10 protein-coding genes are annotated in these 17,351 nt (G+C 34.9%); 3 read left to right on the top strand and 7 right to left on the bottom strand.

Translation table 11 applies throughout. From position 1 onward, the window contains the following. Nucleotides 1–64 precede the first annotated feature (64 nt). The 4 genes from OH814_RS05420 to OH814_RS05405 form a co-directional block, all read right to left on the bottom strand. Nucleotides 65–3,328, bottom strand: coding sequence for a DEAD/DEAH box helicase family protein (locus tag OH814_RS05420; RefSeq protein WP_308827429.1), 3,264 nt, complete (start codon nucleotides 3,326–3,328; stop codon nucleotides 65–67). Nucleotides 3,329–3,335: 7 nt separating this feature from the next. Beyond that, complete coding sequence (locus OH814_RS05415; RefSeq protein WP_308827428.1) at nucleotides 3,336–4,628, bottom strand: restriction endonuclease subunit S; 1,293 nt, start codon at nucleotides 4,626–4,628, stop codon at nucleotides 3,336–3,338. 5 nt (nucleotides 4,629–4,633) lie between these two features. Next, nucleotides 4,634–6,703, bottom strand: a complete 2,070-nt coding sequence (locus tag OH814_RS05410) for an N-6 DNA methylase (protein WP_308827427.1) — start codon at nucleotides 6,701–6,703, stop codon at nucleotides 4,634–4,636. A 76-nt stretch (nucleotides 6,704–6,779) separates the two neighbouring features. Further along, nucleotides 6,780–7,088 (bottom strand): helix-turn-helix transcriptional regulator, encoded by a 309-nt coding sequence (locus tag OH814_RS05405; protein WP_308827426.1) that lies wholly within the window; start codon nucleotides 7,086–7,088, stop codon nucleotides 6,780–6,782. 700 nt (nucleotides 7,089–7,788) lie between these two features. On the opposite strand from OH814_RS05405, the gene OH814_RS05400 reads away from it, so the two are divergent. From OH814_RS05400 to OH814_RS05390, 3 genes are read left to right on the top strand one after another with little or no spacing between them, the layout of a single operon-like run. After that, on the top strand, nucleotides 7,789–10,929 hold the full coding sequence (locus OH814_RS05400; protein ID WP_308827425.1) for a SusC/RagA family TonB-linked outer membrane protein: 3,141 nt from the start codon (nucleotides 7,789–7,791) through the stop codon (nucleotides 10,927–10,929). A gap of 18 nt (nucleotides 10,930–10,947) precedes the next feature. Then, complete coding sequence (locus tag OH814_RS05395; protein WP_308827424.1) at nucleotides 10,948–12,330, top strand: RagB/SusD family nutrient uptake outer membrane protein; 1,383 nt, start codon at nucleotides 10,948–10,950, stop codon at nucleotides 12,328–12,330. A gap of 48 nt (nucleotides 12,331–12,378) precedes the next feature. Continuing rightward, complete coding sequence (locus OH814_RS05390; protein ID WP_308827423.1) at nucleotides 12,379–14,859, top strand: prolyl oligopeptidase family serine peptidase; 2,481 nt, start codon at nucleotides 12,379–12,381, stop codon at nucleotides 14,857–14,859. Between the two features lie 27 nt (nucleotides 14,860–14,886). Here OH814_RS05390 and OH814_RS05385 read toward each other — a convergent pair whose 3' ends face one another. The 3 genes from OH814_RS05385 to OH814_RS05375 all read right to left on the bottom strand — a co-directional run bounded on the left by OH814_RS05385 (nucleotide 14,887) and on the right by OH814_RS05375 (nucleotide 17,127). Next, nucleotides 14,887–15,159, bottom strand: coding sequence for a DUF6520 family protein (locus OH814_RS05385; RefSeq protein WP_308827422.1), 273 nt, complete (start codon nucleotides 15,157–15,159; stop codon nucleotides 14,887–14,889). 33 nt (nucleotides 15,160–15,192) lie between these two features. Continuing rightward, complete coding sequence (locus OH814_RS05380) at nucleotides 15,193–16,695, bottom strand: MauE/DoxX family redox-associated membrane protein (RefSeq protein WP_308827421.1); 1,503 nt, start codon at nucleotides 16,693–16,695, stop codon at nucleotides 15,193–15,195. Between the two features lie 195 nt (nucleotides 16,696–16,890). Further along, complete coding sequence (locus OH814_RS05375) at nucleotides 16,891–17,127, bottom strand: hypothetical protein (RefSeq protein ID WP_308827420.1); 237 nt, start codon at nucleotides 17,125–17,127, stop codon at nucleotides 16,891–16,893. Nucleotides 17,128–17,351: the final 224 nt, after the last annotated feature.

The raw sequence follows: 17,351 nt of genomic DNA, 5'->3' as shown, positions 1-17,351 counted from the left end.
TTCCAAATAAAACTTTGTGCTGCCTCTATGTCATGTGGGAAATGATAATCAAAAATTATATTTTTTATATAAATTTTTCAAAATCATCATAAAGTTGACTTAATATGTCCTTAGTTTCTCTTTTAAAAAATTCACCAAGGTCCTTGTTTTTAATAATAAACTTTCTATAAAGTTTTGAAAAATCAAATACAATTTCTTCACTAGAAAATGCACCTCCTATATCATTCATTTTAGCAATAAGTCTTTTTCCATCAGATTCGTTTATTATATAATCGAAAAATTGTGAGATTTTCTTTTCAAAATCTTTAATGAGTTCTTCTATTTCTTCTTCTTCTTGGTTGCGTTTCTCAATAACTTTTAGAATATTAAACTTATATTTGTTTTCTTGATCGGAATTAGTCGGATTTGTATTTCTAGTTGTTTTTTCTTTCTCCGTGTATTCTTTCGGAGCAACAATTCCAATTCGATTATCAAAGTATATCTGAACATCATCGATAATTTCGTTACTGATATTTATTTGATTGTAAATAATGTTATATCGATGCCAAAATTCAAGAAATAACGGATTAGAATATTTCTTATCCATTTCGATGACAAACTCAATTAAATTCAGTATTTTGAAAAATCGTAAAATTTTAACTTTTATTGATTTTGCATCTTTTTCATATGCTCGTATGAATGTATCAAAGCAATTCTCCAGATCAAGGATTGATTTAATATCACTTTCTCCTAAAGAGTATTTTTCAAAAGCAGAAAAATATTTCTCATACAAATCGGTAGATTTAAGATCGACGTAAATTGCTTCTAATCGAGCTTCATCACCTAATGGATCAAAATCTGAAACAACAACATTACTAAAATGTTCAAAGGCTTCCTTAATATTTTTTACATTCACATTTTTATATGAAAAATCTACAATTTTACAATCATTTTTATACTTAGTTTTTCTATTTACTCTTGAGATCGTTTGAATTGCATTTATTCCATTAATTTCTTTGTCTAAAAATAGAGTATGTAATTTGGGTTCATCGAATCCCGTCTGTAATTTATCTACGACTATTACTATACCATTTTTTGAAATTTTAAAGTTTTGTAAAACTCTTTCCTCTCCAGCACCATCATTTAGGCTGCTAGAGCTTGGATATGCTTGACTATCAGAATAAATTATTGATACAGGGGCCTCAGCAAAACGCTCATATTTTTGTTCCTTGGTGATTTCACTGTAATATTTAGAAATCGCTTTTTTGTATTTTATTGCTGATGGAATTGAAGAAGCGGCCAACATTGCTTTTGCATTTCCTCGAATATTATGGTATATAGAGGTTACTAAACGTTCAACAATAAATTTTGAGATTGCATCAATACGAGCCGTATTTTCATAGATGTTTTTCTTTCTAATAGCATATTTCTTACCATTTTCATCAATACCCGTGTCAGTATTGTCAGGAATAGCTTCATACTCGTAACCTAAGTCTTTTTCGAATCCTTCTAATTCATTATCTGGAATTTCAAAATACATTTTGGCAGACACAGGAACAATTCCTTTTATAGGATTTATTATGTATTCATCTTCAATAGCTTCTCGCATAGTATAACTATCAAATGGTATCCATAGTTTTTCATTCTCTGCATATTTATTATACTCTCCAAATCGAGCTAATGTATGATCACTTGGTGTAGCAGTAAAACCAATGATCAAATTTTTCTTTGTTCTATTTTTTAAATATTCTACATTATTATCAAAACCTGCTTGTAGTTCATCAAAGACACTTAACATTTCCTCATGTTGTGTACCACTGTTACTGCGGTGAATTTCATCAATTAAAAAAGCAATTCTTAGGGATGATAATTTCTTTATTGCGGTGCTTTCTAAAACAGAGTTAACAGTACCAAATTTTTGAAGATTTACAACTATTATTTTTTTATCAGAACTTAATGCTTCAATAAATGTTTTTTGGCTATCTGCTTCTACAAACATTGATTTTTGAATGTTCATGTTATGCATTTTAGAATCAAGCTGGTCACGTAATTGTAAACGATCCACAATGAGCATTACTTTATCATAAATAAATTCTCCATTTTGCCGCAAATCCTTTAGCTGAAGTGCGGTCCATCCTATAATATTACTTTTACCAAATCCCGCTGCGTACTGTAGCAATAAAGAATAAACATTTTTATTATTTTGATATTTTAACCGTTTACTGATTAGTTCTTCTATTTTCTCAGCACCAACACCCTTAGCAATCAGCTCAGTCGTTAGTTTATTTATGAAGTAATCTGGTTCGGATTCGTGCTCTAAAAATTCTTGTACTTTTGATAAAACTTTATCAGTACCAAACTTTTGCTTTGGTCTTGGTGAAATTAATCTGCCGTCATTGTGTTTGTAATCTTTGTTTTTACTTCCTTCTTTTTTTACTAATTCACGCTCTATAAAATTATAATAAAGGATTTCCTTTTCAATCATTTTCTTATCATATAAAGCTCTAAAAACCTCTTCAAAACGAGTGATTTTATCTGAATCTTTATTTAGAACTGGGTAAGATTTAAAATCTGAGAGGATTTTTTTCTCTGCGTCTGAAAAATCGTAATCAGCTTTATTCTTTACCGCTTTTATTTCATCAAAAAAAGTTGCAATATTTCTTAACACATATGTATTCGAAAGATCTGTGGCAGTAATATGTATTGCTTTTTCAAATATGTGTAAAAAGTTTTTTCTAATAGTTTGTGAAAGGTCATTGTGACCAGCAATTTCTAAATATTCCAGGGTGGCAGCCTGATAGTCTTTTACAACTTTGTTTCTGCCGTTTTTATTTGCGGTTTGACTATTCCAATTGCTTTTGAGTTCTGAATATCCCAAATAAATCCCATTAATAAAAAAAGATAAGTCTGGTCGAAATGAAAATTTAGTTTTTCCATCAAATTTAAAAGTGTAGGGTAATTCTTGAACAACTGTAAATCTATTTTCGTCAAATAATTTATCTTCTTGTAAAACACTACCACTAGGATAGAAGAGGTGTAATTTTATTCCCTCGAAAGTTACCGATTTGTTTTGATTGATAAATAAGGCCATATTCATAGATGATTTTATTTTTTCATCTAAGAAATTTGTAAAAACATCGATTAATTCTTTTTCCGAACCAAACTTTTTTAAAAGCTTCTTGTAATTACTTTTGTTAAGTGAAGTTTCAGATATAAAGTATTTTAAATCTTCTGTAATAAAGAATCTTGGTGATACTGTATTAGCTTTTGATTCATTGTATCTCAAACCGTCTGTTCTTTCGCAAAGAAAATTGATTAAATATTTATCTTGTAAATCTAGTTCTTTCATGATTAGTTTATACTTTGATTTTGCCCGTTATAGCATCATTAATTAAAGTTTTTCGATATTCCTTTAATAAGCCAATTTGCTTTTGAATATTATAGATTATATTGTTTATTTTAGAGGTCTTTTGATCTAAATAATTTGCTATTTCGATTTGCTCTTCTAAAGGTGGTACTAATAATTTTAAAAAAGATATAATTGATTGACTGATATTTGGTTGGGTGCCACCAATACTGAGACTAAGTAAATGTGTTTTAAGGCTTAATAATTGATAGAAGTGAAATTTTGTATTTTGATCTTTTTTAAAAGATATACAACAACAAGCTTGGTTTGTAGTTGAGGGAATCCCCAAAATTCCTAACTTTCCTATCGTAGCGCCATACATTGCTATAACCAAAGTTCCTTTCTCTTGTATTTTAAGGTTAGGGTAATCATTAAATACAATTTTGTTTAGTTTCTTTGATGTCATATTGATGATATCATCATTTAGATCACCTGTATTTAGCCAATTAACAGTTCCACTATTATAGTAATTCTGATTGTTTGATTTAGGAGTTGTACCTGAGCTTAATGATTTGCTAATATCTTTTAATCTTTTAATTTTCCAATTCTGTGGTACTGTTTCATTGATCAATAAATCGCAGATTTTTTTATCAGCAACAAAATTAATACCTTTAGTGACTGCATTATTTATGATAGTTTTCTTATAAAACTGATATATTTTAATTTTTTGTAACAAAATTTCAATTTTTTTATCAATTTTTTTAGTTTCGATATCTAAAAAATTTACAATTTCGGTTTGTTCAAAATATTGAGGAACAACTACTAAAAGGTCATTTAGATATTTTTTTTGTAATTCAGTTTGATTTGTTGAGCCAAGTGCTAATAAATTATTTATTAAATGGAAGTTTATAGAAAAAAAGTAAAAGTAAAATTTTGTATTAATTTTTACTTGTTTACTTCTTATAATGGTAATATGGCTGTCAGCAATGTAATTCACTTTATCTATATCAAAAAAATAAGTTTTACCTAAAACACCACCTCCTGTAGAAGCAATTAAAATATCGTTTTTTCTTAGATAGCTATTTAAGTTTCCAATCTTTGAAGTAAATTTAATCTCATTCTCATTAAAATAACCTCTGCTAAATGTTGCTTGATTAACTACTTTGAAGCTGCTTTGATTTACATAATTAGGACTTGTTCCTCTAGAGATAAAGTCAAAAATGTTTTTACATCGATCAACATGCCATGTTTTGGGAATTTTTCCGATATATTTTAAGCCTGTTTCTTTATGTGTATCATCCATAATATTTAAATATTTCTTTCCAAGTTTTTTAATTCTTTTTCTAAATCATTCAAGTCTTTTTTTAGTTTAGAGATAGGAAAGAATTTTTCAGGGATATAAAACACTTTGTTAAAGTTTATTTCAACTCCTACGGCATTATCACTATATTCATATGGACGAGTAACGTATTTGGTCAGAAAATCAGAAATTAATTTTTTATTTTCTATTTTATCTGGGCTATATGCTATTATTTCAGAATCTTTAGTAATATCTTTCATCAATTCTACTGTGATTTGTATAAATGCATCTTTGGTTTTAGTTTTCTTTTTAAAAACTGCTTTTATAACTACTCTACCGTTACCTAACTGATTTACAATATTCCCTGACTTTTCTAAGATAGTTTCTTTGTCAGAACAATATCTGTATTCAGCTTTCTCAGAAAATACTCGAAGATCAGACTCTTTATAATCGATTAGTGCCACTTTATTTTTTATTTCAGTTACGAAATAATCTTCTAAAGATTTATATAAACTATGATCATACTCAAAAATTTCAAATTCTGAAATCTCAAATTTCTTTCCTTCATTTATATATGTGACTTTTGACGGATGTATTTTAATTGACTTTTCTTCAATCATACCTCCTTCTTTACTAGTTTTTTTTGGCATTGAAATAGCAATTCCATCTTGATCAACATTGGTTAGAATAATTGATTGTTTATTGTAATAAAAATGCCACTTATCAAAAACCTTTGCAAATGTACAGTCTTTAAAATCTGTAAATGCATTTACAATAGACGTGCGATTTTCAAGTGTCATCTCACGACGTTTTTTACCCTTACTTTTTTTTAGTTGCTGCCATAGATTGCTTCCATCAATTAATATGATCTTATCTTTTCTTTCAAAAGGTTTGTTTTTATTAAAAACCCACAGATATGTGTAGATTCCTGTGTTGAAGAATTCATCTTGAGGCATTTGTATTAATGCTTCTACCCAGTCATTATCAAAAAAATACTTACGGATATTACTTTCACCTGAACCTGCATCTCCTGAAAAAAGAGTAGATCCGTTATGAACAATTATACCGAACCCGTCTACTGGGTTTAGTTTGCTTAAAATATGCTGAGTAAATAAAAATTGACCATCAGAAATTGAAGGAAGAGCAACAAAGCGGCCTGTTTCATCTTTATATACATCGGAAGAAAACCCTTTCCAATCAACACCATATGGCGGATTTGCTACTGCAAGATTAAATGTCTTATCAAAAAATTTTCCGGTATCAGTAATTGTATTACCATGTTCAATATAAGTATCCTTTCTAAATCTGCTCTCTATTTTTGCTAAGGCAAATAAAGTGTCATTTAATTCCTGTCCATAGGTTGCCGTAGGGCGACTAGAAATTTCTTGGATTTTATCTTCAACACCAAATAATAGGTTTCCACCACCACATGTAGCATCATAGATCGTTAAAAACTGGCCATTATCTTCAATTTTGGTTGCAATAAGCTCTGATATTAGTGATATGATATCATCTGGAGTATATTGTTCACCTGCAGTTTCAGCTGAGATATCAGCCCACTTACGTTTAATATGTTCCTCTAATGTTGTGATTTCTGAATTACTATAAGGAACTAAATTAATTTTACTCCATGCTTCAACACTATCAAATAAAATACGTTTTTTCTTTAATAAACCACTAATTCCTGAAATATCTAAGAATTTTTCTTCTTCGTTACCTTTTTCAACACCCAATAAATATTTTGTTTCAGGATCAAAAGATTTTAGATATTCATCAAAGTCTGTATCAAAAGTTTTATCATTTTCACAAATATCTTTTAATGTGATCCCCTTACGGATTACATAATCATTATATCCAAGGCCTTCTAACTGAAATATTTCAATAAATTCCTCTAAATTTTCTTTTCCTTCTTCTTCTTCAATTCTATTTGCTTCTCTTATTAGTCTACTTTCTACCATTAGTAGAGCAAAGAATGGCATCATAAATTTAGGAAAATCACTTTGTTTTATACCTGCTCCCAGAAGTAAATCAGCGGTTTTCCAAATATCAGGTTCATGTTTAAGTATGTTTAGCGACATTTTTTTTTATTAATTCGCTAAGATAACTATAATGTAAAAGTAATAAAATAGGAAAAACAAGAAATCCCGACTCTCGTCAGGATTTTTTCTTATTTTTATTTTTAAACTCTTTTTGTAAACGATCAATTTCTAATTCTATTTTTTTCAATTCTTTTGCGTCTAATTTTGTGAAAAGAGAAAATATATCAATGTCTAAAAAGTTGCTAAGTTTTACAATATTTTCAATTGTTGGATTTGTCAATCCTCTCTCAATTCTACCTACATGATCTTTAGAAATATTTAATTCCAATCCTAACTGGAATTGGGATAATTCTCTCCTTAATCTATAGACTTGAATTAATTTACCAATTTGAAACTTTAAATCTTCTACCTGCCATTTATACATGTAGTAAATTTTGATCTTTTAAATACTTTTCATGAAGATATATATGTCGTCTATTGTTTTTTTATTATATTTGTAAGATAAGTTACAGATAATGTAACTTTGCGATACTTCAACGAAATATTAGAAGCTATTGCTTAGAATCTCGAAGCAGAAAACTGGTAATTTTCAAATAACAACGAGATGATAGGCTTGAAGCTCACGACCTAGGCGTGGGCTCTCTTATCTGTTGTTATGGGTATACCAGTGCCTCTGCTCGGATAATGTAGAGTTCCCATGCCATTTTATTTCATGCTGTTCGCTTTATCTCTACATTAAAATCTAAGCCCGCTTAAAACATAAGTATCAGAGTGTACGATACAATAGGAGGGTACAGCCTATTGTGGCTTTTTAAGCTTACATGGGACAAATTTTTCATTCATATGCTTTCCGGTGTCTGAGGTCACTGAGCTCTTTTGGACCACACACCCTTTGTTTATACCATGGGCACCCGGAAAGTTTTAATTTATCCTGATTAAATAGAATCTTAAACGACGAAAATTTACGCTATTGTTTTATAGGAACCCGATCATATTATGACTGGAAAGAAATACTGATAAACGAAATATAAATGAAAATATAAAAAAAGCCCTTTCCCTTACAGTTTGACGACATCGGGAAAGAGCGTGAGAATTTAAAGTTAATTAAAAACCTTTACAAAGCTATGAAAAAATCCTATATCAACATAGGAGGCATTGGTCTTACCCTGATGTTAACAGTAGTGTGCACGCATGTTAATGCTCAGACTCAAGTTATCTCAGGTACGGTCACTGCAGGAAATAAACCTCTTTCCGGGGTGACTGTTTCAGAGAAGAATTTCAATCAAACCACCCTAACCAATTCCAAAGGTGTTTTTATGCTCACTTTGAAGATGAGTGATGCCCGTTACAATAAACAAAAGCCTGTTCTTTTGTTTAAGCATCCGCAATACAAAGAGAGAGCGATTCCTGTTATTTTGGATAAGAGGGATAGTAATAATGGTTCAGCAGGAAAAGGACAAATGGTTCTTGATGTTGACGTGTTGCGTGATGATGTGGATGGTATTAGTGATGGTGATGGTAAGCGTGCTGATTCTGATGTCAGTGCTAATGGTAATATTGATCGTAATGCTGATCAGGATACTAAGATCAAAGGAATTGAGGAAGTGGTCATCAATGCAGGGTATTATAAAGTAAAAGATAAAGAGAGAACGGGAAGTATTGCCAAGGTATCGGCTAAAGATATTGAGAACCAGCCCGTCACCAATGTGCTTTCTGCGGCACAGGGACGTATGGCAGGGGTAAGCATTACACAGAACTCAGGAGTTCCCGGAGGTGGTTTTGATATTCAGATTCGGGGTAAGAACAGCCTGCGAAAGGAAGGAAATGAGCCGCTTTATATTATTGACGGGGTGCCTCTTAGTGCGGAAACGCCTTCTTTATATGCTGTAACCATTCTGCCTTCTGCCTCAATTAATCCGCTGAATGCGATTAATCCTAATGATATCGAAAGTTTTGAAATATTAAAAGATGCCGATGCAACGGCTATCTACGGTTCGCGCGGAGCCAATGGGGTTGTAATTGTGACAACCAAAAAGGGGAGGAAAGGAAGAACGGAACTGAAATTGAACACCGCCTATTCTTTAAGCAGAGTAGCCAATCATATGGAGATGATGAACACCGAGCAGTATCTCAGTATGAGACGTGAAGGTTATGCCAATGATGGAGTGACAACGATTCCTGCTTCTGCATATGATCTTAAAGCATGGGATCAGAATCGATATACGGACTGGCAGAAAACACTGATCGGAAATACTGCCGATGCTTCGGTTGTACAGCTGTCTTTAAGTGGGGGAGCAGAGAATTCGTCATACCTGATCAGTTACGGACATCAGGAGCAGAGCACGGTCTTTCCGGCAGATTTTAAGTATAAAACGAATAATCTGACGGGTAATTTTACTTTTAGGTCGCCTGATAATAAACTGGAGGCTAACATGAACAATACGTTTTCGTTTCAGAAAAATAATGTTCAGAATGATGACATGACCAAAAAAAGTCTTCAGTTAAGTCCCAATGCTCCGGCTTTATATGACAGTAATGGAAATCTGAATTGGGAGAACAATACGTTTACCAATCCGGTCGCATCCTTTAACAGTCAATATCTGAATTCAACAACATTCATCAACAACGGGACAAATATTGCCTACCGCCTGTTTCCGTTCCTATCTCTGAAATTAAATGGCGGGATAACCTATCAGGATTTTGAAGAAAGAAGTTTGAAACCTCACACCATGTATAATCCCGCATCCGGATTGACCAGCGCAAATTCCATTTCATCTCTTAACCGTCAGACCGTGTTTTCTTATCTGTTGGAACCACAGATTAACGCAGATTTTAAATGGAAAGATCACCATTTTGATGTCCTGTTGGGAACAACTTTACAGCAGACTGAAACAAAGCAGGGCTCCATACAGGGAGTGGGTTTTGAAAGCAATGCACTGATTCAGAACCTGGGGGCAGCCAAAACAAAGACGGTATCGGATCAGGTAGTCAACCAGTACTATTATACCGCTGCTTTTGCCCGGTTCAATTATCAGTTCAAGAAGAGGTATATTCTGAATCTTACGGGTAGGAGAGACGGATCCAGCAGGTTCAGTCCTGAAAATCGTTTCGGGAATTTCGGTGCTGTGGGGGCAGCATGGATATTTTCAGATGAGCCATGGATGAAGAAATTCTCATGGCTGAGTTTTGGAAAACTTAGAGGAAGTATCGGAACAACAGGGAATGATAAAATAGGAGATTACCAGTACCTGAATACCTACTCGGTAACAACCAATATCTATAACGGTATTACCGGATTGTCTCCCTCAAGATTGTACAACCGTGATTTTAGCTGGGAAAAGACGATTAAAAAAGAGATTGCCCTTGAATTAGGGTTTCTGAAGAATAGAGTCAATCTGTCAACCGCTTACTACAGCAATACCTCCTCCAATCAATTGGTAGGTATTCCGCTGCCGGCAACAACGGGATTTCCAATGATTCAGTCCAATCTTCCTGCAAAGGTCAGAAATACAGGATGGGAATTTGATCTCTCGGCACAGATACTGAGAGCAGGAGAGCTACGCCTGGAATCATCTTTGAACCTGTCCATACCCCGAAATACGTTGTTAGAATTTCCGAATCTTGAAGGTTCAACCTATGCGAACCAATACGTCATCGGATATCCCATGACTCTGGTTAAAGTATATCAGTTTGAAGGGGTCAACCCTCAGACAGGGCTCTACAGTTTTACGGATTTTAATGCTGACGGAAAGATCAGTTCACCCGATGATAATAAAGTGGTGGAGAAAATCGGTGTGGAGTTTTTCGGAGGATGGACTGCTACTATGAAATATAAGAGGTGGTCTGCATCATTTCTTTTCCAGTTTGTCAAACAAAGAAACTGGAACTACAATAAAAGTATGCTGATTCCGGGAATGATGAGCAATCAGCCTGTGGAAGTGTTAAATGCATGGTCACCGTCAAATCCGAATGGAACGTATATGCAGTACAGTGCAGGAACAAATGCACAGAAAAATGCTTTACATTCCTATTTCCAGAATTCTACGGCAGCCATCAGTGATGCTTCTTTTATACGTCTTAAAAATGTACAGATCAACTACAGTATTCCTGTTCAGAAGATGGGAATCAAGGAAGCCATGATTTATGTACAGGGACAGAATCTTCTTACTCTGACTCATTATTTTGGGATTGATCCCGAGTTTACAGTGGTAGGATACCTTCCTCCGCTGAAGACCTACTCGTTAGGATTTCAACTCACTTTTTAACCTCTATGTTCTATTACAATGAAAACAATAGTAAAACCATATCTTATTATCATTGCTGTTTATGCAGCATTGACCGCTGTTTCCTGTGAACAGTGGATAGAAACAGATTTTCCTTCCAATCAATTACCCACAGAACTGGTATTTGAAGATGAACAGACCGCCGAGGCTGCTTTAGCAGGGCTTTATGCTAACTTATGGAATAATTCTCTGATCTCAGGAGGATCAGACGGTATGGGGCTTCTATTAGGTCTGTATACCGATGATACTGCTTCAGTGTCTTCACCGGGAAGCAACAGCATTATTGATTTGTATTACAATCAGCAAATATCAAGTAATCTGATTGTATCCAATGTGTGGACAAATGCTTATCAGCATATCTATGCAGCAAACAGCATCATTGAAGGGGTACGGAATTCCAAGACCCTTTCTCAAAGCGCCAGAAATCGTATCACCGGAGAAGCTCTCTTCATCCGATCTTTACTGTATTTCTATTTACAGCAGATTTATGGGGAGATACCGTACACCGGCACGACAGATTATCAGATTAACAGCAAACTTTCCAAGCTTTCAGCCGATGATCTTTTAAGCCGTATAGATGCTGATCTGGAGCAGGCAGTGAATCTTTTACCTTCTGCATACCGGAATGCCGAACGGATTTATGTGAATAAGAACATTGCGAATATGCTTTGGGCAAAATTGAAAATGCTGCGTCAACAATGGCCTGAGGCTGAAAATCTTCTGAAATTGGTATTGCAGTCCTCGGACTATACTTTTCAAAATGATATCACCAAGGTCTTTCAGAAAACGGGTACGCACATCATCTGGCAGCTGAAACCCAAAAACAGCGGTGATGCCACAAAGGAAGCAGTGCTTTATAATTTCTCAGGCATTCCGACAACCTATATGCTTAATGTAGATTTAGTGACTAGCTTTTCGGCAAATGATCTGCGCAAACAGAATTACATTGCTGCGGTGACATCTCAAGGACAAACAAATTACAGGTCGGTAAAATATAAAAACCTTGCCGGAGCCAATACTTCTGAAGACTCCGTGATTTTCAGGTTGGAGGAAGTTTATCTCCTGTATGCCGAGGTTCTCATTCAGCAAAATAAAGTTGCTGAAGCAATTCCTTATATCAATAAGACGCGGCAAAGAGCTGCTCTGTCAGCCCTTTCAACAGGATTGAATGCCACTTCTGCTAAAGAAGAATTAAAACAGGAGAAAAGAAAAGAGTTTTTCTCTGAACATGGAACCCGTTTTTTTGATTTGAAAAGATGGGGGCAATTGGATCAGCTGGCGTCGGTAAAAACAAACTGGAAATCTTACCATCGCCAATGGCCTCTTCCTCAGAAAGAACTCCTGCTGAATCCTAATCTGAATCCTCAAAATGAAGGGTACTAAAGAAAAGTGTATGGACGAAATAATTAAAATTAAACAAGAAGTAATACAATGAAAATATTGAATAGGCTTATAGAACTGGTCATCATTATTGTGATGGCGTTGTTACAAAAGCTTCCCGCACAAAGTAATATTGAGATACTAGAGAAAATAGTTCAGCAATCCGAAGAAATTCGTTTGTTGCAAGTATCCAGAGACGGACGGTGGATGATGTGGCAGGGAGTATACGAAACAGAACCTTCGGAAATGAAGGTCATAGATACAAAACATCCTGAAAAGATGATGAAGTTTGATGCTAAAAATATACTGTTTATCCATGATCATAATCTGCTGATCCAAAAGGGAAGTGCAGTAGAGTTTAAAGACCCGGTAAAAGGAACGACAAAAGAGTTTCAAAACGTAAAAGCATTCGGATCCATTGAATCAAATGATCTTTTTTGGATCCATTATGATGCGAAAAAGGCTAACGCGGTTGAAGTGTACAGTAAAGATTTGAAAGTGGTTTATAAAATGTCTGAAGTCGACCGGGTTAAGCCGTTAGATCAGAATTTAGCGTTCTACACAAGTACTGATGAATTGAAGGAAATCTCAATTTTCAGCAGTGTTCAAAAAAAATCAGAAAAAATATACAGCGGAAAAAGTGAGGTGTATTCACTGGCGGAATCCAAAATAGCATCTGGCGGATGGTTGATGACTGTAATGGAAAAACAAGGTTTGATAGCCATCTACGTGGATCACAATCATCAATCGAAAGAATTGGTAGTGAATGGGCAAAAGTACTTTGATGTAATCAGTAATAAGCCGTCGGCTAATGAAGATGGATTGTTTTTGATTTTAGGGAACTACGAAAAAATGAACAATGACGGACTCGATATTTGGTATGGCAATGAAGTCAATCTTACAGGACACTTTCGTAAGGTTTATGAACCTAATCGTGTGATCTGGTTTCCTGAAGAAAATAAAATCCAACAGATAGATAGCCGTTTTATCGACGGTATTGCAGCGGGAAAATCAGGGATGTACCTGTCGATTGAAAAGAATCCTAATCAAGTAGATTACAGGGATACTGAAATCAGTCCTGTCCCTGAAAAGACCTTTTTGTATGATACAAAAACGGGATCAGATATTTATGTTGACGAAATTCTTAAATATATAATGGTTGATCCTTTAGGTAAAATATTGCTGTATAAAAAAGAAGGTCGGTGGATTAGCTACGAAATAGCTACCGGGGAAAAAACAGCCCTGTCGATTGGAATTGATGCTTCTCCGTACTTCTCAGGTGAAACGGTATTATGGACTTTAAACAATGAATTGTGGTCTCAGGATATGAAGAGCTCAAAGTTGCATAAGCTAAAGACTTTTGAGGGGAAACTGGAAGTTCTGAACGCGAGAAAGGATCCTATCTTTAATGATCGTAATATTTCAGGGTTTGTTGTCGATTTGCAAAAGGAACTGCTGTTAAAAGTTATTGCTGAAGATGATGTAAAACATTCGGTTATCAGTTGGAAAAATGGAGTTGTCAAAACGGTTATTAATCAGACGAATCATAAAATTAGTTCACTGTCCGGCAATAATATCTCCAAATCACACTATTGGATTGCTGAAAATTACAATAAAAATCCGATGATCATGAAGAAAGGCTTTGCAAAAAAGACAGCAGAGCAACTGTATGACTCAAAACAGCCGGATACTACGTTAAAAATTGGGATGGAGCGATTACAGTACAAAGGACCTAATAATGAAGACTTAACTGCATTGTTGTATTTACCGCCGAACATACAGCAGAATGAAAAACTGCCTGTAGTAGTATATATCTATGAGGTTCAAAGAAAGTATCACAATGATTATTTGCAGCCCACTTTCAAAAATCAGGATGGATTCAGCATTCGGCTATTGCTGGAAGCAGGCTTTATGGTGATGTTGCCGGATATTACAAAAGGATCTGAAGGTCCGGGAATTTCAGCGCTCTATTGTGTGAATCAGGCAATGGATCAGCTTTCTAAAATTGAGCAGGCTGACATGACAAAGGTAGGACTGATGGGAAGGTCATTTGGAGGGTACGAAACCAATTTTATTGCAACGCAATCGAACCGATTTGCAGCCTATATTTCAGGAACTGGTTTTTCAGACCCTATGCATTCCGCATTTGCGTTTAATTATGGTAGCTATTCTCCTGACTATGCACGCTTGGAACATGGACAGTATTCATTTGGAGATTTTTCAGAAAATAAGGAAAAGTATATTAAAAACAGTCCTCTATTTTATATGGAGCAGGTTACAGCTCCTATGCTGCTATGGTCAGGTCTGAAGGATACAAATGTCAGTCCCGAAGGAAATAAGTCAACCTTCAGTGCTCTTAGGAAATATAGAAAGCCGGTCATCGCATTGTTCTATACTGACGAAAATCACGGTATTATAGATTCCAAACTTCAGAAAGATCTTACAACGAGAATAATAGAGTGGTGGGAGTATTTTTTAAAAGGTAAAAGAAATGTTCCGTGGATATTGAAACAAACGAAGGATGCTGTTTAGCATCCTTCTTGGTTAATTGGTTGATGGTTAAGGTATTTTGAACAATACATTGACACAACCTTGATCAAAGAGATTGTGCTGTCCCGAAGAGTCTGTATAAGTACAGATTTCATCGTTAAATTCTGTGCTGCAAGAATTAGTGGTTTCGACACATTCTTCTCCTACCGGAGCCATTGGATCATAACGGAATCCGTTTTGAATAGCACTTTCTGTTTTGTCTGACGCTGTGGAAGCGTACGCACTTCCGATTCCTAAAGCAAAAATTGCTAGAGGTAGTGCGATTTTTCTCATTTTTCTCATGATGTAAAATTTGTTTTGGTGCCTACTCTTGGATCAGGTTTTCGGCTTCCCCTGAATGAAATGTTGAGTAATGTTTTGCGCTAAACGATATCTGATCAATTCATTTCCGATAATTGTAAATAGGGTATTGTTACTGACCATCAGCCCCGTCATCGACGACTCAGAGATTTTTGGCAGATAAAAACTACCCAGGTATTTTTGCTCACTGATGGCATACATATCAATACTAATAGATTTTTTCCATTGCTTTTTATCTTCGGATTTTCCCATGCGGGGTGATCCGATAAAAAGAACCCCCTTATAAACAAATGCGTTTTTGTTAACAGTCGTTGAAGGATTCTTCATTTTTTTACTTCCGTCTGAGAGGTGGGTGACCTCAAGCTTTTGGAACTGAAGATTGTCAATGGTTTGAAAAGTATGGCTGTGTTCAAGCTGCTGGTCTGCAACGATAAATTGATTCCTATAATTGTAGACATAGACCAACTTCTCCGCAGTCTCATCAAATAACAATTTTCCATCGGTATCAAAGATTCCGTCATTGATTTTCTCCAAGAGATTTGGTTTCAACAGTGATGAAGGGTAGGAGCCTGTTGATAGCAACCCTAAAGACTGAATATCTTCTTTTTTAGAATAACCGATCATTGCGAAATGATCTTTTCTCATCGGTTGAAGCTGCAAAAAATAGCTTTGTTGAAAACTGATGGTACGCATCTTTTCTTTTCCCACAATCCCATGATAAATAACAGGTACTGTTCCATCGAAAAAATAGAAATTTGGGTGGGTAACTTTTATACGTGGACTCTTGAACTCAAAGTTAAATTGATCCGGAATAACGGGGTGCTGTTTTAGATAGTTGAGCTTCGCATCAATGCTGTAGTATACAAACGGTGTGTTGCTGTTACCCAGATAGATTGAATCTTCACTGGAACCTGCAAAATAATAGGAATCGAGTTCAAGGTTATACTTTTTTTCCAAATCAAAAGGATGTTTCAGCAATCGGCGGGTAAAGTTGTTTTCTTTAACAAGCATATACTCGGATCTCTGGTAGAGTAGTACCAATGAAATTCCACATAGCATTGAAATTAGTAACAGCAGGATTGCAGGTTTAATGATGCGATGGCCAGAGATCTTTGTTTTTACAATAAGTACAACACCAGCAATAATCACACAGACGATATTGAAAACCATATGGGTATTCCAGTCCATCTTTTCCAGAATACCACCACATGAACAGGGAACAAACTCACTGTAATGTAAAATAATATAAATGTAAAAGGTGAATAAGACCATTAAAGTAAATGAAGCATATAAACCCAAAAGCCTTGAGCGCTCAAAAATAAGAAGCCCACAGATTACAAGTTCAACGGCTAAAATTCCGTACGATACCAAACCTGAAATAATATTCAATAAAGGCGATTGGGTAATCTGAACCTGAAATGTTTCAAAGTCCATGATCTTGCTGATGGCAGCATAGCAAAATAAAAGGATGAAAAAGAAACAGACCAAAGTATACAACCGTTCAATAAATTGTGTCATAGCATTAGTTTTATTTAGTTAACAGGCTATCAGTAATTTCCAGAGTACCTTTCTGCCACAGTAAGGTGGCATTTCAGCACCCTCCATGAGAGCGATGGTCGTTTTAAAACTCCCCACACTCTCCCAAATACCACTGGTCGGACATGGTGACCCTGTGACAATTGATAAAGAAGTGTGAGGATTCATCACAATTCTTTATTTTGTTGAACTTTGCCGCCAGTCGTCTCCATCGCGAACCGGAGGATCTTTTACAATGACTATTTGTGATCCTGACTTCGTAGAATCTTTGGCGAACGTATGTTCCTTTTTCTGTTTTACAAGTGATCTATCCAATGGTAATTCGGTCTGCTCAAGATTAAGACTACGATCAGTGCATTGATGTACAATCAATGTCAAAAATATTGTGCTGATAAGTAAGGTTAGTTTTTTCATTTTTTCATTTTTTGAGACTTGATCCCGGCCGGATTCAATTGAATTGTTGATCCAAAATTAGTCGGATTACGGACGAGAAAACAGTTACCGGAGGTGTGATTTTAAAATTGAGACGTCTTAATTTTAAAATTGAGACATATAGAAATTGCAGTAATATGGCTACTGTAAACAGTTCTGCAATAAAAGCTCTTTTCTCTGCTGTAATTCTTTGAAATTTGAATTAT

Origin of the sequence: Chryseobacterium sp. CFS15 (genome assembly GCF_031118795.1) — a bacterium.
Lineage (GTDB): Bacteria > Bacteroidota > Bacteroidia > Flavobacteriales > Weeksellaceae > Chryseobacterium > Chryseobacterium indoltheticum.
Note: the sequence above shows the minus strand (reverse complement) of the source record. Positions and strands in the feature narration are given on the sequence as shown.